Source organism: Arthrobacter sp. ov407 (genome assembly GCF_900102895.1).
In the GTDB taxonomy this organism is placed as follows: domain Bacteria; phylum Actinomycetota; class Actinomycetes; order Actinomycetales; family Micrococcaceae; genus Arthrobacter.
In genome coordinates this window covers 35,063-58,052 of sequence record NZ_FNGD01000010.1, presented here as the reverse complement: position 1 = coordinate 58,052, position 22,990 = coordinate 35,063, and the positions used below count along the sequence as shown (strand labels likewise).

The 22,990-nt window shown below is 63.8% G+C and carries 22 protein-coding genes and 2 tRNA genes; 14 read left to right on the top strand and 10 right to left on the bottom strand.

The window, feature by feature from the left end:
* Positions 1-44: 44 nt before the first annotated feature.
* The 7 genes from BLS42_RS13795 to rpmH form a co-directional block, all read right to left on the bottom strand.
* Entirely contained in the window at positions 45-1,112 is a 1,068-nt protein-coding gene (locus BLS42_RS13795; protein ID WP_090582082.1) for a ParA family protein, read from the bottom strand.
* A gap of 87 nt (positions 1,113-1,199) precedes the next feature.
* A complete protein-coding gene (gene rsmG, locus BLS42_RS13790) occupies positions 1,200-1,850 on the bottom strand; it encodes a 16S rRNA (guanine(527)-N(7))-methyltransferase RsmG (RefSeq protein ID WP_090582080.1) in 651 nt (216 codons plus the stop codon).
* 16 nt (positions 1,851-1,866) lie between these two features.
* Complete coding sequence (locus tag BLS42_RS13785; protein ID WP_090582078.1) at positions 1,867-2,469, bottom strand: Jag family protein; 603 nt, start codon at positions 2,467-2,469, stop codon at positions 1,867-1,869.
* On the bottom strand, positions 2,469-3,446 hold the full coding sequence (yidC, locus tag BLS42_RS13780) for a membrane protein insertase YidC (RefSeq protein ID WP_090582076.1): 978 nt from the start codon (positions 3,444-3,446) through the stop codon (positions 2,469-2,471). Before yidC ends, BLS42_RS13785 begins: the two co-directional genes overlap by 1 nt.
* Positions 3,447-3,461: 15 nt before the next feature.
* Complete coding sequence (yidD, locus tag BLS42_RS13775) at positions 3,462-3,872, bottom strand: membrane protein insertion efficiency factor YidD (RefSeq protein WP_371129577.1); 411 nt, start codon at positions 3,870-3,872, stop codon at positions 3,462-3,464.
* A complete protein-coding gene (rnpA, locus tag BLS42_RS13770; RefSeq protein ID WP_090582072.1) occupies positions 3,865-4,275 on the bottom strand; it encodes a ribonuclease P protein component in 411 nt (136 codons plus the stop codon). Before rnpA ends, yidD begins: the two co-directional genes overlap by 8 nt.
* A 41-nt stretch (positions 4,276-4,316) precedes the next feature.
* The gene (gene rpmH / locus BLS42_RS13765; RefSeq protein ID WP_003800212.1) at positions 4,317-4,454 is read right to left on the bottom strand and encodes a 50S ribosomal protein L34; all 138 of its coding nucleotides are present in this window, start codon (positions 4,452-4,454) and stop codon (positions 4,317-4,319) included.
* 462 nt (positions 4,455-4,916) lie between these two features.
* Here rpmH and dnaA point away from each other — a divergent pair, with 462 nt between their 5' ends.
* The 11 genes from dnaA (at position 4,917) to BLS42_RS13715 (ending at position 17,305) form a co-directional block, all read left to right on the top strand.
* A complete protein-coding gene (dnaA, locus tag BLS42_RS13760) occupies positions 4,917-6,338 on the top strand; it encodes a chromosomal replication initiator protein DnaA (RefSeq protein WP_018775671.1) in 1,422 nt (473 codons plus the stop codon).
* A 588-nt stretch (positions 6,339-6,926) separates the two neighbouring features.
* Positions 6,927-8,051 (top strand): DNA polymerase III subunit beta, encoded by a 1,125-nt coding sequence (dnaN, locus tag BLS42_RS13755; RefSeq protein WP_090582070.1) that lies wholly within the window; start codon positions 6,927-6,929, stop codon positions 8,049-8,051.
* 102 nt (positions 8,052-8,153) lie between these two features.
* On the top strand, positions 8,154-9,038 hold the full coding sequence (gene gnd, locus BLS42_RS13750; protein ID WP_090582068.1) for a phosphogluconate dehydrogenase (NAD(+)-dependent, decarboxylating): 885 nt from the start codon (positions 8,154-8,156) through the stop codon (positions 9,036-9,038).
* Positions 9,039-9,065: 27 nt separating this feature from the next.
* A complete protein-coding gene (recF, locus tag BLS42_RS13745; protein ID WP_090582066.1) occupies positions 9,066-10,307 on the top strand; it encodes a DNA replication/repair protein RecF in 1,242 nt (413 codons plus the stop codon).
* Positions 10,304-10,864, top strand: a complete 561-nt coding sequence (locus tag BLS42_RS13740) for a DciA family protein (RefSeq protein WP_090582064.1) — start codon at positions 10,304-10,306, stop codon at positions 10,862-10,864. The genes recF and BLS42_RS13740 overlap by 4 nt, the downstream gene beginning before the upstream one ends.
* A gap of 414 nt (positions 10,865-11,278) precedes the next feature.
* Positions 11,279-13,381: a DNA topoisomerase (ATP-hydrolyzing) subunit B gene (gene gyrB / locus BLS42_RS13735; RefSeq protein WP_090582062.1), complete on the top strand. Its 2,103-nt coding sequence runs from the start codon at positions 11,279-11,281 to the stop codon at positions 13,379-13,381.
* 59 nt (positions 13,382-13,440) lie between these two features.
* Positions 13,441-16,167, top strand: coding sequence for a DNA gyrase subunit A (gene gyrA / locus BLS42_RS13730; protein ID WP_143019196.1), 2,727 nt, complete (start codon positions 13,441-13,443; stop codon positions 16,165-16,167).
* Positions 16,164-16,799, top strand: a complete 636-nt coding sequence (locus tag BLS42_RS13725; protein WP_090582061.1) for a DUF3566 domain-containing protein — start codon at positions 16,164-16,166, stop codon at positions 16,797-16,799. Before gyrA ends, BLS42_RS13725 begins: the two co-directional genes overlap by 4 nt.
* Positions 16,800-16,897: 98 nt before the next feature.
* Positions 16,898-16,971, top strand: a tRNA-Ile gene (locus BLS42_RS13720).
* Between the two features lie 69 nt (positions 16,972-17,040).
* Positions 17,041-17,157 (top strand): DLW-39 family protein, encoded by a 117-nt coding sequence (locus BLS42_RS20410; protein WP_216699097.1) that lies wholly within the window; start codon positions 17,041-17,043, stop codon positions 17,155-17,157.
* A 72-nt stretch (positions 17,158-17,229) separates the two neighbouring features.
* Positions 17,230-17,305: transfer RNA gene (locus BLS42_RS13715), tRNA-Ala, on the top strand.
* A gap of 61 nt (positions 17,306-17,366) precedes the next feature.
* On the opposite strand, the gene BLS42_RS13710 is transcribed toward BLS42_RS13715, so the two are convergent.
* On the bottom strand, positions 17,367-17,735 hold the full coding sequence (locus BLS42_RS13710; RefSeq protein ID WP_090582060.1) for a cupin domain-containing protein: 369 nt from the start codon (positions 17,733-17,735) through the stop codon (positions 17,367-17,369).
* A 131-nt stretch (positions 17,736-17,866) separates the two neighbouring features.
* Here BLS42_RS13710 and BLS42_RS13705 point away from each other — a divergent pair, with 131 nt between their 5' ends.
* The gene (locus BLS42_RS13705) at positions 17,867-18,811 is read left to right on the top strand and encodes a DMT family transporter (protein WP_090582059.1); all 945 of its coding nucleotides are present in this window, start codon (positions 17,867-17,869) and stop codon (positions 18,809-18,811) included.
* Between the two features lie 56 nt (positions 18,812-18,867).
* Here the strand turns inward: BLS42_RS13705 and BLS42_RS13700 are convergent, their stop codons facing one another.
* Positions 18,868-19,740, bottom strand: a complete 873-nt coding sequence (locus tag BLS42_RS13700; RefSeq protein WP_090582057.1) for a glycosyltransferase family 2 protein — start codon at positions 19,738-19,740, stop codon at positions 18,868-18,870.
* Between the two features lie 227 nt (positions 19,741-19,967).
* The gene (locus BLS42_RS13695; protein ID WP_090582056.1) at positions 19,968-20,954 is read right to left on the bottom strand and encodes a hypothetical protein; all 987 of its coding nucleotides are present in this window, start codon (positions 20,952-20,954) and stop codon (positions 19,968-19,970) included.
* Positions 20,955-21,109: 155 nt separating this feature from the next.
* Between BLS42_RS13695 and BLS42_RS13690 the strand changes: the two genes are divergently transcribed.
* Both BLS42_RS13690 and BLS42_RS13685 read left to right on the top strand, forming a co-directional pair.
* Complete coding sequence (locus BLS42_RS13690; protein ID WP_090582054.1) at positions 21,110-21,655, top strand: peptidylprolyl isomerase; 546 nt, start codon at positions 21,110-21,112, stop codon at positions 21,653-21,655.
* Positions 21,656-21,664: 9 nt separating this feature from the next.
* Positions 21,665-22,534, top strand: coding sequence for a rhomboid family intramembrane serine protease (locus BLS42_RS13685; RefSeq protein WP_090582052.1), 870 nt, complete (start codon positions 21,665-21,667; stop codon positions 22,532-22,534).
* The last annotated feature ends 456 nt before the right edge of the window (positions 22,535-22,990 follow it).

Here is a 22,990-nt window from a genome sequence, read left to right as displayed (position 1 = left end):
CCGGGATTCACCTGGCTCTGGTTAGTGCAATTCTCGAAAAGATTCTAACGTTCCGCGATTTCCGCTGCGGCTTCCAGATAAGACAGGGCGCCGCTGGAAGAAGGATCATACGTCATGACAGTTTGCTGGTAGCTCGGTGCTTCGGAAATGCGTACCGACCTCGGTACCACCGCGCCGAGCACCTGCTTGGGGAAGTGCTCCCGGACCTCGGCTGCCACCTGGGCGGCGAGGTTGGTGCGGCCGTCATACATGGTCAGCAAAATCGTGGAGACAACCAGATCGGCGTTCAGGTGCTTCTGAATCATCTCGATGTTCTTCAGGAGCTGGCTCAGGCCCTCGAGGGCATAGTACTCACACTGGATCGGGATGAGGACTTCGCCGGCCGCGCAGAAAGCATTGACCGTCAGCAGTCCGAGGCTCGGCGGGCAGTCAATGAAGATGTAGTCCAGCCGCTCTTCGCCATTCTTGGCGCGCTCCTTGGAGTACACATCGATTGCGCGGCGCAGCCGCTGCTCGCGGGCCACCAGGCTAACGAGTTCGATTTCGGCACCGGCGAGGTGGATGGTGGCGGGCGCACAGATCAGGTTGTCGATGTCGGGGCACGGGGCCACAACGTCCTTCAGCGGGACATCGTTGATCAGGACATCGTAGATGCTGTCGACGTCGGCGTGGTGCTCGATTCCCAGGGCTGTGGAGGCGTTGCCCTGCGGATCGATGTCGATCACGAGCACGTTCAGGCCTGCGGCTGCCAGCGCGGCGGCGATGTTGACGGTTGTCGTCGTCTTGCCGACGCCGCCCTTCTGGTTGGAGACGGTGAAGACCCGGGTCTTTTCCGGTTTGGGCAGTTGCCGGCCAAGCAACCGCTCGCGGCGCTTGTTTTCATGCGCGAGTTCCCGGGCGATGGGGCTGGAATCGTCGATGGAGTCCAGCACGTTCCCGGTGTGCGGAAGAGAGGTTTCACGTGAAACACTGGCCATTCCGCTCGCCTTTGCAACCGAAGCCGTGTGATTTCCGGAGTAGTCAAAAGCTACTGCAGGAGCCGTAAACGCCCGTGCGGACCCCAGGGACACAAACGGCGGGATCCGTTGTGTGGAGGCTTCGCTACTGCTCACTATGACACGCTCACTCTCATTCGGCTTTTGCTGCCGGTTACTAGCCTAACCTCTTCCCCTCGGACTCCCCGGGCACCGGGGCCGGTGCTAGGTAATCTTTTGAGGCTTGTTCACTACGATTCGCACAACGGTGGTGGGTTCCTCGAGCAGTTCCTCGCCCACCACCACCACGGACGTCTTAATGCCGCCCAGCTTGCGGATAATCTTGGCGGCCTTTTCAATTTCTTCGCCGGCGCTGCGTCCCTTGATGGCTACGACTTCCCCCTTGCCGGCCAGGAGCGGAATGGTCAGGCCTGCGAGGTTGGACAGCGCGGATACCGCGCGTGCCGTAACGACGTCGGCGTTCACGAGTCCCACCGCGAGTTCCGCGCGAGTCCGCATGATCGTGACGTTCTCGAGGCCAAGGTCATCCACCACCTCCTGGAGCCAGATGACGCGGCGCTCCAGCGGTTCGATCAGGGTCAGTTCCAGGTCCGGCCGGGCGATGGCCAGGCACAGTCCGGGCAGGCCGGCCCCGCTGCCGACGTCGGCGACATGGCTTCCGTGGGCAATCTGGCTCTCGATGACGGCGCAGTTAAGCACGTGGCGGCTCCACAGCCGCGGCACTTCGCGGGGGCCGATCAGGCCACGTTCGGTCCCGGACGTGGCCAGGTGCTCGACGTAGCGGGTCGCCAGTTCCAGGCGGTCACCGAAGATGGACTCTGCTGCCTTGAGTTCGGGCGCGGTAATTTCAACCATCAAGCTAGTCAACGGTTCAGTCTGCGGAGACAACGATGTGCCGGTCGGCGCCTTCGCCTTCGGACTCGCTGACGAGTCCCAAATCGGCGACGGCGTCGTGCACGATCTTGCGCTCATAGGCGCTCATCGGAGCCAGGGCAACTGCCTCGCCGGAATCCTTGACCGCGGCGACGGCGTCTTCTGCGATCTTCTGCAGGTCACCGGCACGCTCGGCACGGTATCCGTTGATATCCAGGACCAGGCGGGACCGGTTCTCCGTCGCGGACAGCACGGCGAGCCGCGTCAGCTCCTGGAGCGCCTCAAGGACTTCGCCCTCACGGCCCACAAGGCTTTCCAGGCCGGCCGATTCTTCTTCGGCGACAATTGAGATATACGTGCGACCGTTGCGGACCTCGATGTCGATGTCGCCATCGATGTCCGCGATGTCCAGGAGTTCCTCAAGGTAGTCCGCAGCGACGTCGCCTTCTTCTTCGAGGCGGCTTGCAGAACCACTCTTGCCGGTGCCGGCCTCCGCGCCCTCGGCTGCGTCCTGTGACGACTCCTGAGCTGCCTCCTGGGCGTCGTCCCGGTCGTCTTCAAACTCGGTGGAAATAGCGTTTTCGGTGCTCTCGGCGGACATTACTTCCTCTTCCTGTTCTTACGCTGCGGCTGGACGCGCTGGGTCTTGGCTTCCACGGCGGCGGCCGCGGCGGAAGCCTCGGCTGCCTCGGCGTCGGCCTTCTTGCCGCCCAGGAGGGGCAGGGCAGGCAGGCCCTTGGCGGCCCGGCGCTCGGCGAGAGCCTTGGCGGCCGGCGATCCCGGCGTAGGCATCCGGCGGATCACGAAGAACTGCTGTCCCATGGTCCAGAGGTTCGTGGTGGTCCAGTAGATCAGGACGCCGATGGGGAAGTTGATGCCACCCACGCCGAAGACGACCGGCAGGATGTAGAGCATCATTTTCTGCTGGCGCATGAACGGGCTGGCCAGGGCCTCTTCGGACATGTTCTTGGCCATGATCTGCTTCTGCGTGATGAACTGCGAGGCCGTCATGGCCAGGATCATCACGATGGAGAGGATCCACACCGACACCTCGTTGCCGCCGCCGCCGTGCAGCAGGGATGCCGAGAGCGGGGCGCCGAAGATGGTGGATTCGTCGAACTGCTTGACCTGTTCCGGGCTCATGGCGCCGATGCCATGGCCGCCCGCCTTGGCCGAACTGATGCCCGAGAGCACCTGGAAGAGGGCAAAGAAGAAGGGCATCTGGATCAACATGGGCAGGCAGGCCGAGAACGGGTTGGTGCCGTGCTTCTTGTACAGCGCCATCTGTTCCTGCGCCATGGCCTGGCGGGACAGCTGGTCGGTCTTGCCCTTGTACTTGTCCTGCATTTTCTTCAGGTCAGGCTGCAGCAGCTGCATGCCGCGCTGGGCCTTGATCTGCTTGACGAAGACGGGAATCAGGGCGGCGCGGATGACCAGCACGAGCCCGATGATGGACAGGGTCCAGGTCCAGCCGCTGGCCGCCGGCATGCCGATGGCGCTCAGGCCGTCGTGGAAGCCCACCATGATGGCCGAGACCAGCCATTTGAACGGGGCCAAAAGTGTTTCAAAGATGTCCATACGATTCCCTATTCGTCAGGCCGCAGTGCGGCCTTCTCCATCAGGCTGAGCAGCCAGGTACTTGTCCGGATTGTTCAGCACAACAATTGTGGGGGTGCGGCCGGCTGGCCATTCCCGATGCCCGGCGGGGACATGGTCCACACCGCCGGCATTCCATGGGTGGCAGCGCAAGAGGCGCCTGGCAGCCAGCCAGCTTCCTTTCACAGCACCGTGCACTGTGATCGCTTCAAGGGCATAGGCCGAACAGCTGGGGAAAAAACGGCAAACCTGGCCGTACAGCGGCGAGACCACCTTGCGGTAGGCCATCAGCAGCAGAATGAGGACATTGCGGGGCAGGTTCCAGGCCATCGTGCCCAACCGGCGCAGGGCCGATCCGGGCGTCGCAACTAACAGGCGGGGGACGACGGCGGCAGTTGAGTTACGCACGCGGGGTCCCTTCCTGTGTTGTCTCGTAAGAACCTGATGAAGCAGCCTCTGGAAGGCGGCCGCCCAGCCGTTTCATGGTGGTGTCCAAAGCGGCGTCATAATCGGCGAGCAGCTGGTCCCAGCTGGCCCCCGCCGAGGCGGGCAGTGCCCGGACCACGATGGCGAACCCGCTGCCGTATTTCTGCAACGACAAAGCGCCGGCTTCTCTCAGTCTCCTCTTAACGAGGTTCCTGACAACAGCGTTCCCGACACTCTTGGAAACGATGAATCCGATCCGGCTTGGTTCATCGGCAGCGAGAGCTGCCGCATATAACACTACGTTCCGGCGTCCATTGCGGACACCGGAACGTACAGTGGTTGAAAAATCGGTTGATGTCCGCAGACGGTTCCTGGTGGCTAGCACCGTTCAACTCGCACAGGGATATGGACCGACGAGTCAGTTATTTAGGCCGACAGTTCGGTGCGGCCCTTGCCACGACGGGCTGCCAGGATGGCACGGCCGGCACGGGTACGCATACGAAGGCGGAAGCCGTGCTTCTTGGCTCGACGGCGGTTATTCGGCTGAAAAGTCCGCTTGCTCACGTTAGTTACTCCAGTGGATCAAAGGTGCGCCCACCCGATCAAGGGGAAGAACTGGCCGACGCTAAGTTTTGTATGTGCCACTTCCCTCGTAACTCGCTCAACGCGTGGCGTCGGGAGAGATTCAGATGAGGCGAAAAGCGTACACATGGGACTTCACAACGTTAGGGCTTGCCGACCTCCCGAGTCAAACCGGGGGTCGCTCCGCAAGCTTTCCCCAGCTGTGGCTAACTGCCGCCGCAGCCTGTGGATGAAGCGCGTCACGCGCCCCGTTTCAGAACAACAACGGTGTAATTATCCACAGGACTGAACCCAGCTATCTTCTAGCGTTTTCATCCCCTACAGTGTCTCAGTAACCCCTTATCCACGGACTGTGCATAACCCTGTGGATTGAGTCGGCCGGTATAGAGCTCCGGACCGCGTGGATGCACCTAATGCAGGCCAGCAAGTTTGAGGAACTGATTGATGACAGTAGACGAAGCCAACCAAGCCAACACTGTCGGAAGTTCTTGGCGGCGGGTGGTGAGCCTTCTGGAGAACGACCACCGAGTGTCGCCCCGGCAGCGCGGCTTCGTCATCCTGGCCCAGGCCCAGGGCCTGATCGGCTCCACCCTTCTGGTGGCCGTCCCCAACGAGCTCACCCGCGAAGTGCTGCAGACCCAGGTCAAGGAAGCCCTCGACGACGCCCTCCGGAGCGTGTTTTCCGACGAAATCCGCTGCGCGATCGACGTCGACACTGATCTGGTGCCCCTGCACACAGAACCCGAACCCGCCGTCGAACTTTCCCTGGCCGCCGACCCGACCGTGGAGTTGAAGCCGCAGCCGATGCTGCCGAGCACCTCGCACGAATTCGGCCGCCTCAACCCGAAGTACGTCTTCGACACGTTCGTGATCGGTTCCTCCAACCGGTTCGCCCACGCAGCCGCCGTGGCTGTGGCGGAGGCACCGGCGAAGGCCTACAACCCGCTGTTCATCTACGGCGACTCCGGGCTCGGCAAAACCCACCTGCTTCACGCGATCGGCCACTATGCGCGCCGGCTCTACAGCGGGATCCGGGTCCGCTACGTCAATTCCGAGGAATTCACCAACGACTTCATCAACTCCATCCGCGACGATGAAGGCACCAGCTTCAAGACCACGTACCGCAACGTGGACGTGCTGCTGATCGATGACATCCAGTTCCTGGCCGGCAAGGACAGGACCCTGGAGGAGTTCTTCCACACGTTCAATGCCCTGCACAACAACAACAAGCAGGTGGTCATCACCTCGGACCAGCCGCCGAAGCTGCTCGCCGGCTTTGAAGACCGCATGAAGTCGCGTTTCGAGTGGGGCCTGCTGACCGACATCCAGCCGCCCGAACTGGAAACCCGCATCGCGATCCTCCGGAAGAAGGCCCTCAGCGAAGGCCTCTCCGCCCCGGATGATGCGCTCGAATACATCGCCTCGAAAATTTCCAGCAACATCCGCGAGCTTGAAGGCGCCCTCATCCGCGTCACGGCCTTCGCCAGCCTGAACCGGCAGCCGGTGGATGTGGCCCTGGCCGAGATGGTGCTCAAGGACCTCATCACCGACGACGGTGCCCAGGAAATCACCTCGGCCCAGATCCTCACGCAGACGGCCGACTACTTCAAGCTCAGCATGGAAGAGCTCTGCAGCAAGTCGCGCACCCGCACGCTGGTGACCGCACGGCAGATCGCGATGTACCTGTGCCGGGAGCTCACGGACATGTCCCTGCCCAAGATCGGGCAGGAGCTGGGCGGCCGCGACCACACCACCGTGATCCACGCCGACCGCAAGATCCGCGAACTCATGGCGGAACGCCGGGTCATCTACAACCAGGTGACAGAGCTGACCAACCGGATCAAGCAGCAGCAGCGTAATTCCTGAGCCGTCCGTCGGCGCACTCTTACCTTATTAACAGGGCCCTGTGGACAACCCTGTGGATACTTAAGGGGACAACCGCGGTTAATGGGCTTAAAACCCTTAAGGCGTCTGTGGATCGGCGAATCGCCCAAAAAACTTGTCCCCATCCACACCCTGTTTAAAACCTGCTCCGCCCACAGTCCATGAACAGGGCTTAACCGCGGATTCGCACGGCAGGATCGAGTTATCCACAGTTTCCACAGCAGTTATTAACACTACTAATCCCAAGAAAATGAAATTCCCTCAAACAACAATCTCCTTCCGACCTCCGAGCAGTGCCCAGGCCCGTTCCGGACCGGCACAGCAGACCGGCCCCGCGAACAACACTCATGTAACCCGGGGATGGGAGAAACGCTCACCTTGGGGCTAAGCTGTCTGCAGTGCGTCCGTCCCGGACATCTTTTGTGGTTCCCTCCCCGGGCCATGAGGCCCGGGGAGGGCGGACGATCCCCTTGTTGACGGAGTTCGGCATCCCTGCCGAGGTCCGCGGCAGCTTGAGCAGTCTTAGCGATTTTCAGCACAAACAGCAGCAATGAAAGGCGGCACCCTTCCGTGAAGTTCAGAGTCGAACGGGACGTCCTGGCAGAAGCCGTGACATGGACCGCCCGGTCGTTGTCTCCGCGGCCGCCCGTTCCCGTACTTTCAGGCCTGCTCCTGAAGGCTGAAGCCGGTACCGTCAGCCTCTCAAGCTTCGATTACGAGACCTCCGCAAGGCTCGAAATCCCCGCTGACATCAGCACCGAAGGCACCATCCTGGTTTCGGGCCGCCTGCTTGCGGACATCTGCCGCAGTCTGCCGTCCGCACCCGTCGAGGTCGAAACCGACGGCAACAAGGTGACCCTCACGTGCCGCCGAAGCAGCTTCCACCTGGCCACGATGCCCGAGGCCGAATACCCACCGCTGCCGGCCCTGCCCACGATCAGCGGCACCGTTCCCGGCGATTCGTTCGCCCAGGCGGTGTCCCAGGTGATCATCGCGGCCAGCAAGGACGACACCCTGCCGATCCTGACCGGCGTGCGGATGGAAATCGAGGACGACCTCATCACCCTCCTGGCCACCGACCGCTACCGCCTGGCCATGCGTGAAGTTCCGTGGAAGCCTGCGACTCCGGGCATCTCCACGAGCGCCCTGGTCAAGGCCAAGACCCTCAACGAAGTGGCAAAAACCCTGGGCAGCAGCGGCGACATCAACATCGCCCTCGCCGACGACGACAGCCGGCTGATCGGCTTTGAGAGCGGCGGCAGGACCACCACCTCGCTCCTGGTGGACGGCGACTACCCGAAGATCCGTTCGCTTTTCCCGGATTCCACCCCCATTCACGCCACCGTGCAGACCCAGGAACTGGTGGAAGCCGTCCGCCGCGTCTCGCTCGTGGCCGAACGCAACACCCCCGTCCGGCTCGCCTTCACCCAGGGCCAGCTGCACCTGGACGCAGGCACCGGCGAGGACGCCCAGGCCTCCGAAGAGCTCGAAGCCCAGTTGTCCGGCGAGGACATCACCGTGGCCTTCAACCCGCACTACCTGATCGAGGGCCTGAGCGTCATCGAGACCAAGTTCGTGCGCTTCTCCTTCACCACCGCACCCAAGCCGGCCATGATCACGGCCCAGCAGGACGCCGAGGGCGAGGACCAGGGCGACTACCGCTACCTCGTCATGCCCGTCCGGCTGCCCAACTAACTGACAGATACGGCCGTTTTGACCCCTCAAAACGGCCACGACCGCCAGTCAGTTGGGTGAAGTTCCACCCGAAGCACCCCAGCGCAGAAAAGAGTTCATCCCGTGCACATCGGACTAATCGGCCTTGGAAAAATGGGCTTCAACATGCGCGAACGCCTGCGCAACGGCGGGATCGAGGTCACCGGTTTTGACCGCAACCCCGACGTTGCCGACGTCGCCACCGTGGACGAACTCATCGCCGCCGTCCCGGCTCCGCGGCTGATCTGGGTCATGGTCCCCTCGGGCGACATCACCGATGCCGTGATCACCGAACTCGGCACGAAGCTCGACGCCGGCGACCTCGTGATCGACGGCGGCAACTCCCGATTCACCGAAGACCAGAAGCACGGTGCCGCACTGGCCGAAAAGGGAATCAGCTTTGCCGACTGTGGCGTTTCCGGCGGAGTCTGGGGCCTCCAGAATGGCTACGGCCTCATGGCGGGCGGCGATGCCGCGGATATCGAACGGGCCCTCCCGGTCTTCGACGCGCTCCGTCCAGCAGGTGACCGGGCTGACAGCTTCGTGCACGTCGGCGGTATCGGGGCCGGCCACTACGCCAAGATGGTCCACAACGGGATCGAATACGGCCTGATGCAGGCCTACGCCGAGGGGTACGAACTCCTGACCGCCAAGGACATCGTCGCCGATCTTCCCGGGACTTTCCGGGCCTGGCAAAAGGGGACGGTGGTCCGCTCCTGGCTCCTGGACCTCATGGTCAAGGCCCTTGACGAGGACCCCGGACTGGAATCGATCTCGGACTACGTCGAGGATTCCGGCGAGGGCCGCTGGACCGTCGAGGAGGCTATTGCCAACTCCGTGCCGGCACCGGCGATCACGGCTGCGCTGTTCGCCAGGTTCTCCTCCCGCGAGGACAACTCGCCGGCCATGAGGATGGTGTCCGCGCTGCGCCACCAGTTCGGCGGCCACGCGACCCGGCCGGCCAAGTAATCCTGCCGGTGAGGTCCTGAATCCCGCGTGTACCTAGAAAAACTCTCGCTCACAGATTTCCGCAGCTACGCCCAGGTCGATCTAAACCTTGAGCCCGGCGTCACCGTCCTGATCGGCTCCAACGGCATCGGCAAGACCAACCTGATGGAAGCGATCGGCTATCTGGCCACGCTCAACTCACACCGGGTCAGCACGGACGCCCCACTGCTGCGCTTTGGTGCCGAGCGGGCGATGATCCGGGCCAAGCTGGTCCGTGGCGAGCAGTCGACCGTGCTGGAACTGGAAATCAACGCGGCGCGGGCCAATCGCGGACGGATCAACAGGAGCAATCCGGTCCGCGCCAGGGACCTGCTTGGCATCTGCCAGACCGTGATCTTCGCTCCGGAAGACCTGGCGCTGGTCAAGGGCGATCCGTCCAGCCGCCGCCGGTTCCTTGACGAGCTTCTGGTCAGCCTCATGCCGCGCCATGCCGCGACCAGGAGTGACTACGACCGGGTCCTGAAGCAGCGCAACGCACTGCTCAAGTCGGCCCGGGCCGGAAAGTTCAGCACCGGGCACGAGGCAACGCTGGATGTCTGGGACCAGCACATGGCCCGCGCCGGGGCCGAACTGCTGCACGCGCGCCTCGAGCTTGTGGACCGCCTGCAACCGCACCTCAAAAACGCCTACGCGCAGCTAACCGACGGCTCCAAGGAGGCCGCTGCGGTGTACCGTTCCACGCTGCAGGACATCCTGGACGACGACGGCGCCACATCAAGACCAGCGGAGTCCAGACCTGCAGGCGGCGCCGATTCGGACGACGCCGCCGCTGCCACCCCTGTACTGGCGGAGGACCTGCGCCTGCTCTCCGTCGAGCAGCTCACCGAGCGCTACATCCAGGCCTTTGCCGCGGCCCGCCGCAAGGAACTGGAACGCGGAATCTCGCTGGTTGGACCGCACCGCGACGAGCTTGAGCTCGTGCTTGGATCCGCCCCGGCCAAGGGCTACGCCTCGCACGGAGAAACCTGGTCCATGTGCCTGTCCCTGCGCCTGGCCTCCTATTACGTCATGCTCGATGATGCCCGCACTGGCGGGTCGCCCCCAATCCTGATCCTGGACGACGTTTTTGCCGAACTTGACGTCCAGCGGCGGCGTAAACTGGCGGCAATAGTATCCGGCGCCGAGCAGGTGCTTGTCACTGCCGCCGTCGAGGACGATATCCCGGCTGAACTAACCGGACGGCGGGTGAAGGTCATCCCGGGAGGAATCGATGAGCAGGAAAATCGATGAATAAGGATACCGACGGGGGCCTGCAACCGGGCCGGGATCCCGACGACATCGATGCCGCGCAGGCAGCACTGAACAGGATGCGCGACGCCGCCGCCGCCCGGGGCGAAATCCGCCGGGCGCTCCCACGCTCCGGTGCCGGCACGCAGAAACCCGCCCGCGCCGCGCGCGGTACCCGCGGGTTCTCCCAATTCCATGGCACCGGCCGGGATCCGCTGGGCCTGGGAAAGGTCGTGGGACGCCTCGTGGCCGAACGCGGATGGAGCTCGCCGGTGGCCGTCGGCTCCGTCATGGCGCAGTGGGCCGTGCTGGTGGGCCCGGAGATCTCGGCGCACTGCACCCCTGAGAGTTTTACGGACACCACCTTGCATGTGCGGACCGATTCCACGGCATGGGCGACCCAGCTGCGGCTGCTGAGCAGCAGCCTGCTGGAGAAATTCCGCACCGAGCTTGGCGACGGCGTCGTCACCAGCATCCAGGTGCTCGGACCCGCCGCCCCGAGCTGGCGCAAGGGCCTCCGGACGGTCAATGGCCGCGGTCCCCGCGACACGTACGGATAGCCCCGGGTGCCCGAGACACGCACCGAATGTGAAGCACTTCTTGCAAAAACCCTTGAAAAATCCCCAAGCGGCGTGTAGGGCGCTCGAACGCCCCGGAGTCGTATAGGCACCCTAGGGCTGGACCCCGAAAGCCTTGCAGGGGGAGCCAATGGCCTCTCAGCGGCACTTTCCCTCCCGTTTGGCGCCCTGGAATGCGGGTTTGGCTCCTATAACACGATAGAATCGATCTAGATAACTGGGCGCCGGTGAAGCGTTGACTGAGTCCGTTTCCGACGCAATTTCAGCGTGCGGCGGACGGGATCCCAAGTCAGCGGAACACCCGGCGTCGTCAGTGACGTGCCTGTTGGCAGGAGCCTTTTCCACGGAAGAGGCAAGGGCCGGCCTTCAACGAACATAGAGGAGTCGAAAGCGCCTGTGGCTAACGACAATGCAGAGATCCCGGCAGTGGAAGACGTAGCGGAAGCGGTAGTGCAAGTGGCGGCGGCAGCGGCGTCGTCGTCGGGGACCGCGACACCGCGCGAATACGGCGCCAGTGACATCACCGTACTTGAAGGTCTGGAAGCTGTCCGGAAACGTCCCGGCATGTACATCGGTTCCACCGGACCCCGCGGGTTGCACCACCTGGTCTATGAAGTGGTGGACAACTCCGTCGATGAGGCGCTGGCTGGTTACTGCACCCACATCGAAATCGTTCTGCAGGCCGACGGCGGAGTCAAGGTGGTCGACAACGGCCGCGGTATCCCGGTGGACATGCACCCGACCGAGCACAAGCCCACCGTGGAAGTCGTCATGACCATCCTGCACGCGGGCGGCAAATTCGGCGGCGGCGGCTATGCCGTTTCCGGCGGCCTCCACGGTGTGGGTATTTCCGTGGTCAACGCGCTGTCCAGCCGGGTCGACACCGAGGTCCGCCGCCAGGGACACGTCTGGCGGATGTCCTTCGCCGACGGCGGCAAGCCCCAGGGCAGCCTGGTCAAGGGCGAAGAGGCCGTCGAGACCGGTACCACGCAGACGTTCTACCCCGATGCGACCATCTTCGAGAGCACCGACTTCGATTTCGAAACGCTGCGCGCACGCTTCCAGCAGATGGCCTTCCTCAACAAGGGACTTCGCATCACGCTGACCGACGAGCGCCGGGCTCCGGAGGAGCAGTCCGCGGACGACGACCTGGATCTGGACACCGTTCCCATCGAAGGCGAAGTTGCCGCCGAATTCCACACCGTGGTGTACCAGTACGACGACGGCCTGCTGGACTACGTGAAGCACCTGAACTCCGGCAAGAAGGTGGACGTGGTCCACGAGGACGTCATCGCCTTCGAAACCGAGGACAAGGAACGCCACATCGCCCTGGAAATGGCGATGCAGTGGACCAACGCGTACTCCGAGAGCGTCCACACCTACGCCAACACGATCAACACGCACGAAGGTGGCACCCACGAAGAGGGTTTCCGCGCCGCGATGACCTCACTCATCAACCGCTATGCGCGGGAGAAAAGCATCATCAAGGAAAAGGACGACAACCTCACCGGTGACGATATCCGCGAAGGCCTCACGGCCGTCATCTCGGTCAAGCTGGCCGAGCCGCAGTTTGAAGGCCAGACCAAGACGAAGCTCGGAAACTCCGAGGTCAAGGGCTTTGTCCAGCGCGTGGTCACCGACGGTCTTGGCGACTGGCTGGAACGCAATCCCGGTCCGGCCCGCGACGTGATCCGCAAGGCAATTTCCGCGGCGCAGGCCCGCATGGCCGCCCGCAAGGCCCGCGACAACGCGCGCCGCAAGAGCCCGCTGGAGTCCTTCGGCATGCCCGGCAAGCTTTCCGACTGCTCGTCGAAGGATCCGGCCAAGTGCGAGGTGTACCTCGTGGAGGGCGACTCCGCCGGCGGCTCCGCCAAGCGCGGCCGGAATCCGGAAACCCAGGCCATCCTGCCGCTGCGCGGAAAGATCCTGAACGTGGAGCGTGCCCGGCTGGACAAGGCCCTCGGCAACGCCGAGGTCCAGTCCATGATCACGGCGTTCGGTACGGGCATCGGCGAGGACTTCGACCTGAGCAAGCTGCGGTATCACAAGATCGTCCTGATGGCCGACGCCGACGTGGACGGCCAGCACATCACGACGCTGCTGATGACCCTGCTGTTCCGCTACATGCGCCCGCTGATCGAGAACGGCTACGTCTACCTCGCCCAGCCCCCGCTGTACCGGATCAAGTGGTCCAACGCCCCGCACGACTACGTCTACAGCGACCGTGAACGCGACGCCAAGTTGGTCTCCGGCCAGGCCGGCGGCCGCCGCATTCCCAAGGACAACGGCATCCAGCGCTACAAGGGCCTCGGCGAGATGGATTACACCGAGCTCTGGGACACCACCATGGACCCGGACCACCGCACGCTGCTGCAGGTCACCATGGACGATGCCCTGGCGGCGGACCAGACCTTCTCCGTCCTGATGGGCGAGGACGTCGAGTCCCGCCGAAACTTCATTCAGCAGAACGCCAAGGACGTTCGGTTCCTGGATATCTAGCACCACACCGCCCTAGATATTCCTGGACTGATATATACCTGAAACGGAAAATATAGACTATGAGTGACGAAACACCCGAGGTCCCGGCCGGCTCCGAGCCCGTGCTTGAGGGCACCGTGCTGGACGGCGATGTGCTGACCGACCGCGTCGAACAGGTCGACCTGCAGACCGAAATGCAGCGCTCCTACCTCGACTACGCCATGGCCGTGATCGTGGGACGTGCCCTCCCGGACGTCCGTGACGGCCTCAAGCCCGTCCACCGCCGCGTGCTCTACGCGATGTTCGACGGCGGCTACCGCCCGGACCGCTCCTTCAACAAGTGCGCCCGCGTGGTCGGCGAGGTCATGGGCCAGTACCACCCGCACGGCGACACTGCCATCTACGATGCGCTGGTCCGGCTGATCCAGGACTGGACCATGCGGTACCCGCTGGCCCTCGGCCAGGGTAACTTCGGCTCGCCCGGCAACGACGGCGCGGCCGCCCCGCGGTACACCGAAACCAAGATGGCCCCGCTGGCGATGGAAATGGTGCGGGACATCGACGAGGAAACCGTCGATTTCCAGGACAACTACGACGGCAAGAACCAGGAACCCACCATCCTGCCGGCGCGTTTCCCCAACCTGCTGGTCAACGGCTCCTCCGGCATCGCCGTCGGCATGGCAACCAACATCCCGCCGCACAACCTCCGCGAGGTCGCCGACGGTGTGCAGTGGTACCTGGCCAACCCGACCGCCAGCCGCGAAGAGCTGCTCGAAGAGCTGATCCAACGCATCAAGGGACCGGACTTCCCGACCGGCGCCACGATCCTGGGCCACAAGGGCATCGAGGACGCCTACCGCACGGGCCGCGGCTCCATCACCATGCGCGCCGTGGTGAACGTCGAGGAACTCCAGGGCCGCACCTGCCTCGTGGTCACCGAGCTGCCGTATCAGGCCAACCCGGACAACCTGGCGATCAAGATCGCCGAGCTGGTCAAGGACGGCAAGATCTCCGGCATCGCCGACCTCCGCGATGAAACCTCGGGACGCACCGGCCAGCGCCTGGTGATCGTGCTCAAGCGCGATGCCGTCGCCAAGGTGGTGCTGAACAACCTCTACAAGCACACCCAGCTGCAGGACAACTTCGCCGCGAACATGCTGGCAATCGTCGACGGCGTGCCGCGCACGCTGAGCCTGGATGCGTTCATCCGCCACTGGGTGACGCACCAGATGGACGTCATTGCCCGCCGGACCCGGTACCGGCTGCGGAAGGCGGAAGAGGAAGCGCACATCCTGCGGGCCCTGCTCAAGGCACTCGATGCACTCGATGAGGTCATCGCCCTGATTCGGGCCTCGACCACCACCCAAGCCGCCCGCGACGGCCTGATGCAGCTGCTGGACATCGATGAGGTCCAGGCCGTTGCCATCCTGGACATGCAGCTGCGCCGGCTCGCCGCCCTGGAACGCCAGAAGATCCAGGACAAGCATGCCGAACTCGAGTCCCTGATCGCCGAGTACAACTCGATCCTGGCCTCCGAAGAGCGCCAGCGCGGGATCATCAGCACCGAACTCGCCGAGATTGTCGCCAAGCACGGCGATGACCGCCGCACCAAGGTCCTGCTGGGCTACGACGGCGACATGTCCATCGAGGACCTGATCCCCGAAGAGGAAATGGTTGTCACCATCACGCGCGGCGGCTACGTCAAGCGCACCCGCAGCGACAACTACCGCTCGCAGCAGCGCGGCGGCAAGGGCATCAAGGGCGCCCAGCTGCGCGGCGACGACGTCGTCGAACACTTCTTCGTCACCACCACCCACCACTGGCTGCTGTTCTTCACCAACCTGGGCCGGGTCTACCGCGCCAAGGCGTACGAGCTCGTGGAAGCCGGACGCGACGCCAAGGGCCAGCACGTGGCAAACCTGATGGCGTTCCAGCCGGACGAGCACATCGCCCAGGTGCTGGACCTGCGCGACTACCAGCACGCCCCGTACCTGGTGCTCGCCACCAAGCGCGGCCTGGTCAAGAAGACCCGCCTGGAGGACTACGACACCAACCGGTCCGCGGGCGTGATCGCCATCAACCTGCGCGACGGCGACGAGCTCGTCTCGGCCCAGTTGGTGTCCGAAACCGATGACCTGATGCTCGTATCCCGCAAGGGCCAGTCGATCCGCTTCACGGCCACGGACGAGGCCCTGCGCCCGATGGGCCGGGCAACGTCGGGCGTGACCGGCATGAAATTCCGTGAGGACGACGAACTGCTGGCGGCCGACGTCGTGCAGGACGGATCGTTTGTCTTCATTGTCACCGAAGGCGGCTTCGCCAAGCGGACCGCGGTGGAGGAATACCGCCTCCAGGGCCGCGGAGGCCTTGGCATCAAGGTCGGCAAGTACCAGGAAGAACGCGGCCACCTCGTCGGTGCCCTCATTGTCAACGAGGAAGACGAAGTCCTGGTGGTCATGGAAGGCGGCAAGGTGGTGCGTTCCTCCGTGACCGGAGTCCCGGCCAAGGGCCGCGACACCATGGGCGTTATTTTCGCCAAGCCGGACAAGAACGACCGCATCATCGCCGTGGCCCGGAACAGCGAACGCGGGCTGGAAAGCGACGAGGTGACCGAAGGCGAAGATGCAGCCGAATATGCAGGCGAGGACGCCGAAAATCGGGCTTCCACGCCGGATGACGTAACGTTGGCTGAAGATGGCGGATTGCATGAGAAGTCCGCAGAGGAAGAATCAGTACCGGCCCCGGAGTCAGATGAGTCATCAGGCAATGCCGAGCTGGACGAAGACAACACCGGAGGTAACGAGTGAGTAATTCCGACTCATATCCCAAGCCGAGCAGCGGCGTGTCGGGCGGAGTACGGCAACCCGCCGCGGCACCGCGCGTAAGCGGCGCTCCCTCGCGGCCGCAGCAGCGCCCAGGCGTGTCCGGCGCAGCCGCAGGAACGGGACAGCGTCCCCCCGCACCCGGCCAGCGCCCCACGGTCCCCGGACAGCGCCCCGCCGTCCCGGGCCAGCGGCCCGCCCAGCCCGGCGGGCAGGGCACGACCGGGCTGATCAAGCCGGCTCCCAAGGCCAAGGTACGCCGTGCCAGGTTGTTGGTCAGCAAGGTGGACCCCTGGTCCGTGCTGAAGATGGCCTTCCTGCTCTCCGTGGCCTTGGGAATCGTCACGGTGGTGGCGGCGATCGTGCTCTGGACCGTTTTGGACCTGACCGGGATCTTTGACCAGGTGGACAGCCTGCTCGGGACCCTCGCCGGCTCCGAGGGTGGCGGCTTTGAATTGAAGAAGGTGGCGTCCCTGGGGCAGGTTGCCTCGTTCGCGACCATCATCGCCGTAATCAACGTGGTGCTGCTGACGGCCCTGTCGATGCTTTCCGCGGTGCTGTACAACATTGCGGCGACGCTCGTGGGCGGCATTGGCGTGACCCTCACGGACGACTAAATCCCGTACTTTTCCGCGGAAAGCCGCGGAAAAAAGCCTCGATTTGAGATCGGGCCGGGATGTGCTGTACAGTCATATCTCGGCCCGATGAGGCATCGGGGCGTATAGCTCAGGCGGTTAGAGCGCTTCGCTGATAACGAAGAGGTCCCAGGTTCAAGTCCTGGTACGCCCACGGAACCTGTACTGGTTCTGGTAGAGGTTAGTGAAGGTTCGTCAATGACTGAACCGGAACGGGGTACATGTGAAGAAGTTGCTGGTTATCGCAGCCACGGTCGCAGGTGTCCTCCTCTACCGGAAAGTGCAGGAATCCGAAGCCCGGAAAGTGATCTGGAGCAATTCAACCGATACGGTTGACTAGCCCGGAGCCTGGGGATGGAAGCTGGAAATCAGCTCTCCGGACCTAGGGTATGATTGTCGGGTTGCTTCTTATGGGGGCATGGCGCAATTGGTAGCGCACCTGCTTTGCAAGCAGGGGGTTCGGGGTTCGAGTCCCCGTGCCTCCACCATAGGAAAAGCCCCGGACCGCGGAAACGCGGTCCGGGGCTTTTTGCATGCCCTTTTCCTCAGTCACTCCTGTGGCTTGGCGTAATCCGCCATCCCTTGCCAATCGATGAACACATACGGCTCGTCGCCGAGTACCCAGGCATCATGCCCCGGCGGGATGACGCCGAAGTCGCCGGGCCCGAACTCGAGTTCCTCGCCGTCATCCATGACCACCTTGATGCGGCCCGAAATCGTGTAGCCGGTATGGCTGGCCATGCAGCTGTCAGTTTTGGCGATCGGCTTGACATGATCTGACCATTTCCAGCCTGGGAGGAAAGTGGCCCGTCCAACCGGGCCAGAGTCCAGGTTGACGAGGTCCACCTGGCCCATGCCGTCGGCAACAGGACGTGTTTCTTCGGGATGGTCCAGGCTCTTGCGGATCATTGACGCCATGATGGTCTCCTTCTTCGATGATGGCCAGATCAGGATGTGAGACCGCGACTTAAGATTGGCACCGCGGTATGTACCGGTCAAGGCGTGGCGGCTGTAGGGGCCACAGAGGTCCACCCCATTAGGGTTGGAACGTGAACTTCTTACTTGCAGCCGTAGGGGTGCTGGGTGTGGCGTCGTCCGGACCCCTCATTGCCGCCACGCTGGGCGCCACGTCGGTCAGTGCCCTCGCCATCGCTTTCTGGCGCAACGCCATTGGAGCAGTCGTGATGGCCGGTCCCGTTGTGGTCCGCAACCCCCGTCAGTTCGCAAGGGTGACCGGAGCCGAGTTCCGCTGGTCGCTCGCGGCTGCGGTTGCCCTGGCCCTGCACTTCGCCTGCTTCATTACCTCCCTGCAGCTGACGTCGGTCGCGGCGGCGACGGCGCTGGTGTGCCTTCAGTCAGGCTGGATCGCGGTCTTCCAACTCTTCCGGGGAGTCCGGTACCGCTGGCCGGTCCTGGTGGGGCTGGGCCTCGCCTTTGGTGGCGTAGTGACGATTACCGGTTTTGATATGGGCACCTCGCCCGAGGCGCTCGTGGGCGATCTCCTGGCCGTGGTCGGAGGCGCCCTGGCGGGCATCTACACGCTCGCCGGAGGCAGGGCGCGGCAGAGCATGGGCACCGGCATCTACACGACCCTGTGCTACGGCATGTGCGCCGCGATTGTGGCGGGTATGGCGCTGTTGGCCGGACAGCCGTTGGCAGGGTTCGAAGCCACCGGCTGGATGGGGATCCTCGCCATTACCGTGTGCGCACAGCTGGTGGGGCACACCGCGTTCAACTATCTGCTGGCGACCATGAGCCCGCTGCTGGTATCCATGATCATCCTGCTGGAAATCCCGGGAGCGGCGCTTTTGGCTGCGGCGTTCCTGGGCGAAACGCTCCCTGCCGGGACCTATGCCGGACTGGCGATGATCCTGGTGGGGCTCGCCGTCGTGGTCCTTGGGCAGCGCGGCTCACGCTCCGCCCGGGGCTCGGCAGAGGGGCGCACTCCGGAGGGCCCCGGTACAGAGCGGCTGGCGGAGCTCGGCACCGACTAGGCGCCGGGTGCGCCGCGCTAAGCGGCAGCGCCTATTGACCGGCCTATTGACCGCGTCTATTGGCCGCCGCGGCGGGCGGGCTGGGCCACGTTGACCGTGTGAATGGCGCGGAGCAATTTCGCCGGGAAATAAACTGAGAAAAACACCACCATGGGAGCCTTCAGTGCCATCTTCTTGACGTTGTGGGCCTTGTAAGTGCGGTCAAAGCGCGTCACGTAGTAGCGGTAATCCCGCGGTGAGTCCTCGAGCCGCCGGGCCGACATGCCCGAGATCATCTGGGGCCAGTACTGGATCCGCAGTTCGTGGTCGGCCAGGTGCAGTGAAAGATCGATGTCCTCGTGCATCTCGTCCCGTTCGTCCCGGCAGGTTTCTGCGCGGATGGTTTCCCAGGCCGAGCGGCGGAGGGCCATGTTGGAGCCGAAGAGGAAGTGATACTGGTGTTTAGCAAGCCTGAGCATCAGCTGGCGCATCCTGTCGTCTGCTTTGAGCCCGAACCGGCGCAGCGGCATGTCGTAGTAGACCACCGGACCAGTTGCTGCGTGGACCGACGCGTCCGCGAAGGCTGCCTGGACCTGCTCTACCCAGTCCGGCTCCAGCACGGAGTCGGCGTCGATCCTGCCGAGGATATCGCCCGTGGCGTGGTCCAAGCCGAAATTGCGCGTCGGGATGAGCCCCTGGGTGCTGTCCTGGCTGAGCAGGATGATGGGGCTTTCCGGATACTCCAGCTGCATCTGGCGCACGATGTCCGCCGTGCTGTCCTTGGACAGGTTGTCCACCACAATGATTTCGTGGGCAGGCACCGACTGATATACCGCGGCGATCAGACACTGCCGGATGACGCTTTCCTCGTTGTACGCCGGGATCACAATAGATACAGCCGGTGGCGGAGCAATGAGCAAGGCATCCTGGGGTGATCTATGGGGTGACATCACCACAAATTTAGCATCATGCCTGCCGTATGAAGCGGACCGCGACGCGCCCCCGCAGTCCGTGCGAAACCTGCCGAGTGAAACCCGCCGAGTGAAACCCGCCGCGTGAAACAAAAGGGAGGGATCCCGCCGTGGCGGAATCCCTCCCTAGGACAATGCAGGGCACTGCCGGCAGCCGGACTGCCTTTGGCCGAGTCTTGGCTCAGCCGGCCAGTGCCCAGCCGGAGCTACTGGCCCGGCTTGTTTGCCCCGTTGTTCAGGCTGGAAGCGATGTTGCGGACGGCAGTCTTGGCATCGGTGGCAACCTTGGCGGCAGCCTTCGCGGTGTCGTCGGCAGCGTCCTTGGCCGCTTCCGTCGCCTTGTCCGCCGCGGCAGCTGCGGAATCGGATGCCTCGGTGGAAGCCTCGGCCGCAGAGTCCGCTGCTGCAACAGCCGCGGAGCCGGCCTTGTCGGCAGTGTCCTTCAGCGTTTCGCCGGCAGGAGTGGCCGCCGGGGCAGGCGTTACCGGCGTCGGTACCTTCCAGGGATCCTCCACGGGCCTGGAAGCCCTCCATGCGGCAACACCCGCGGCAGCTGCGGCAGCGATGATGCCGAAGATCAGCAGGCCGCGGTGCTTGGGCTTCTGCTGCTTGGCGAGCTTGGCATTGGCCGTTTTGCTGACTTCGCTGGCGGCCGCCTTGATGTTCTTGCCCGCAGTCTTGGCATGTCCCTTGGCGGTCTGGGCTTGCGTCTGGACGCCGTGGACCACGCCGGAATCAACAAGCTTCTGTGCGACGGCGTCCACGTGCGCCGGAGCGTTTTCCAGCGTGCGGTGGACGGCCACGGAAGCCTGCCCGATCTGGTCGGAAAGCCTGGGAAGGTATTCGACAACCACCCTGTCGCGTGCGTTGGCGATTACCGGTGCTGCCTTATCCACAGCCCCGTGCAGGCGCGGAGTCGCGCTTTCCGCGGCGTCGTGGATCTTAGGCGCAAGCTGGGCCAGACCATCCTGAAGGCGCGGGGTGACGGTGGCAACGCTACCGGCCAGATTGTGGGCCGCCGACTTGAGCCCCTCCTGGATTTTGGGAGAGGCGGTATCCAGCCCATACTGCAGACGGGGAACAGCCCAGTTCACGGCAGCCTCAACCCGCGGGGCCGCCCAGTCCTTGGCGCTGTCTACTCCGGTGCTGACTGACTGCTCCAGGTCACGGGCAATACGATCCGTTTTCTTCACAACTACCTCCCGATTAATGTGACGGTTCTGCTGTTAGCCTACGTGTCTAGGAACGCACCGGCTATTCTTCAGACCGATTTCCAGTGGATTTCACCCAGCGCGGAACTGACTGTGCGGCCCTATGCGGGCGGAGCCGTCATGGAAGAATGGGCGCTATGACTGCCAACGCAACCGCAAAAGCCACTATCCACACGAGCCTCGGCGACATCGTCGTCAACCTCTATGGCAACCACGCGCCGAAGACCGTCGACAACTTCGTCGGGCTGGCCACCGGTGAGAAGGACTGGACCCACCCGGAAACGGGCGAGAAGAAGACCGGCACGCCGCTCTACAACGGCACCATCTTCCACCGCATCATCAAGGACTTCATGATCCAGGCCGGCGATCCCCTGGGCCGCGGCACCGGCGGACCGGGCTACAAGTTCGACGATGAAATCCACCCGGAACTGACTTTCAACGAGCCGTACAAGCTGGCCATGGCCAACGCCGGTGTCCAGATGGGACGCGGCACCAACGGTTCGCAGTTCTTCATCACCACCATCCCCACCGACTGGCTGCAGGGCAAGCACAGCATCTTCGGTGAGGTCGCCGACGAGGACTCCAGGAAGGTCGTCGACGCGATCGAAGGCGTCCGCACCGGCATGGGCGACCGCCCCGTCGAGGATGTCACCATCAACAGCATTGACATCGAAAAGCTCTAACCCCACACCATGAGTTACGGAGTTCCGGCGGCAGAGCCGTCCGCAGAGGTCCCGGTATGCCCCAGGCACCCGGACCGGCCCGCCTATGTGCGCTGCCAGCGGTGCGGGCGCCCTGCGTGCCCCGACTGCCAGCGGGCGGCCGCCGTCGGATTCCAATGCGTTGACTGTGTCAACGAAACCAAACGCACGACGCCGACAGTCAGGACCGTCTACGGCGGCGCCGTGACCGCCGGCAAACCGGTGGTCACTTTCGTGATCATCGGGCTGTGCGCCCTTGTCTATGCACTGCAGTGGATAGTTCCCAACGACGGTATCTACCAGCAACTGGCCTACGCGCCGGCCCTGACTGACGTTGAACCGTGGCGGCTGCTCACCTCGGCGTTCCTGCACTCGCAGGGATTCCTGCTCCACATCGTCCTGAACATGTACACGCTATGGATCTTCGGCCAGATCCTTGAGCCGCTGCTGGGCCACGCCCGCTTCCTGGCCATCTACCTGCTCTCCGCCGTTGGCGGTTCCGTCGGCTTCCTCCTGCTGACCCCGGTGTATCCCGCGAATGGCCCCGTGGGACTCGTGGGCGCCTCCGGCGCCATCTTCGGCCTGTTCGGCGCCCTGCTGGTGGTCCAGCGTCAACGCGGCGGAGAAGTCCGGCAACTCCTGGTCCTGATCGCCATCAACGGCGTCATCGGCTTCATGGTGCCCCAGATCGCGTGGCAAGCCCATCTCGGCGGCCTCGTCACCGGCGCCCTGAGCGCCGCCGTCATTGCCTACACCCCCCGCGGCCCCCGGCAGGTCTTGTTGCAGGCCATCGGCCTCGCAGGGGTCCTTGCCCTGGTGATCGTCGCGTCCGTCGTCCGGATGGCCGGCGCCGGCGCGTAGCCCGCTCCTGCTGACGCGCCGTGGGGCAGCAAAACCGGGCACTGTCAGCCGCCCGGTTTAGCTGTGCACTGCGCCCTTTGCTCTCCCCTTTCGTTCCCACCTCGTTCCCAGAGGTGTGGACCTTTCCGCGTGCAAACTCCGGATGAGCCCCAACGCCTGAATTCACAGGTGTGGCTCCGAAAGTTTTCCACAAGGGTTATCCACATTGTTAATAACTTACAAGCGTGTAGTTCACTATGGCGACCCGGATCTGACCGCCCGAGCTGGCGATTTTCCGGCGCCCAACCACTGCGGCCGGCCTGATCTCCACACCTGTGGATAACTTCTGTGGGTTGCCCTGTGAGTAAGTGGATAACTTTGGTCGTGGAGCGGTCCTTGATCGGTGAGGATCGTGGAGCGGGTCGCTTCCGCTGGCCGGCACCGCCCCGGCGCCGCCATGGCTTCCCGGTGCCAGCC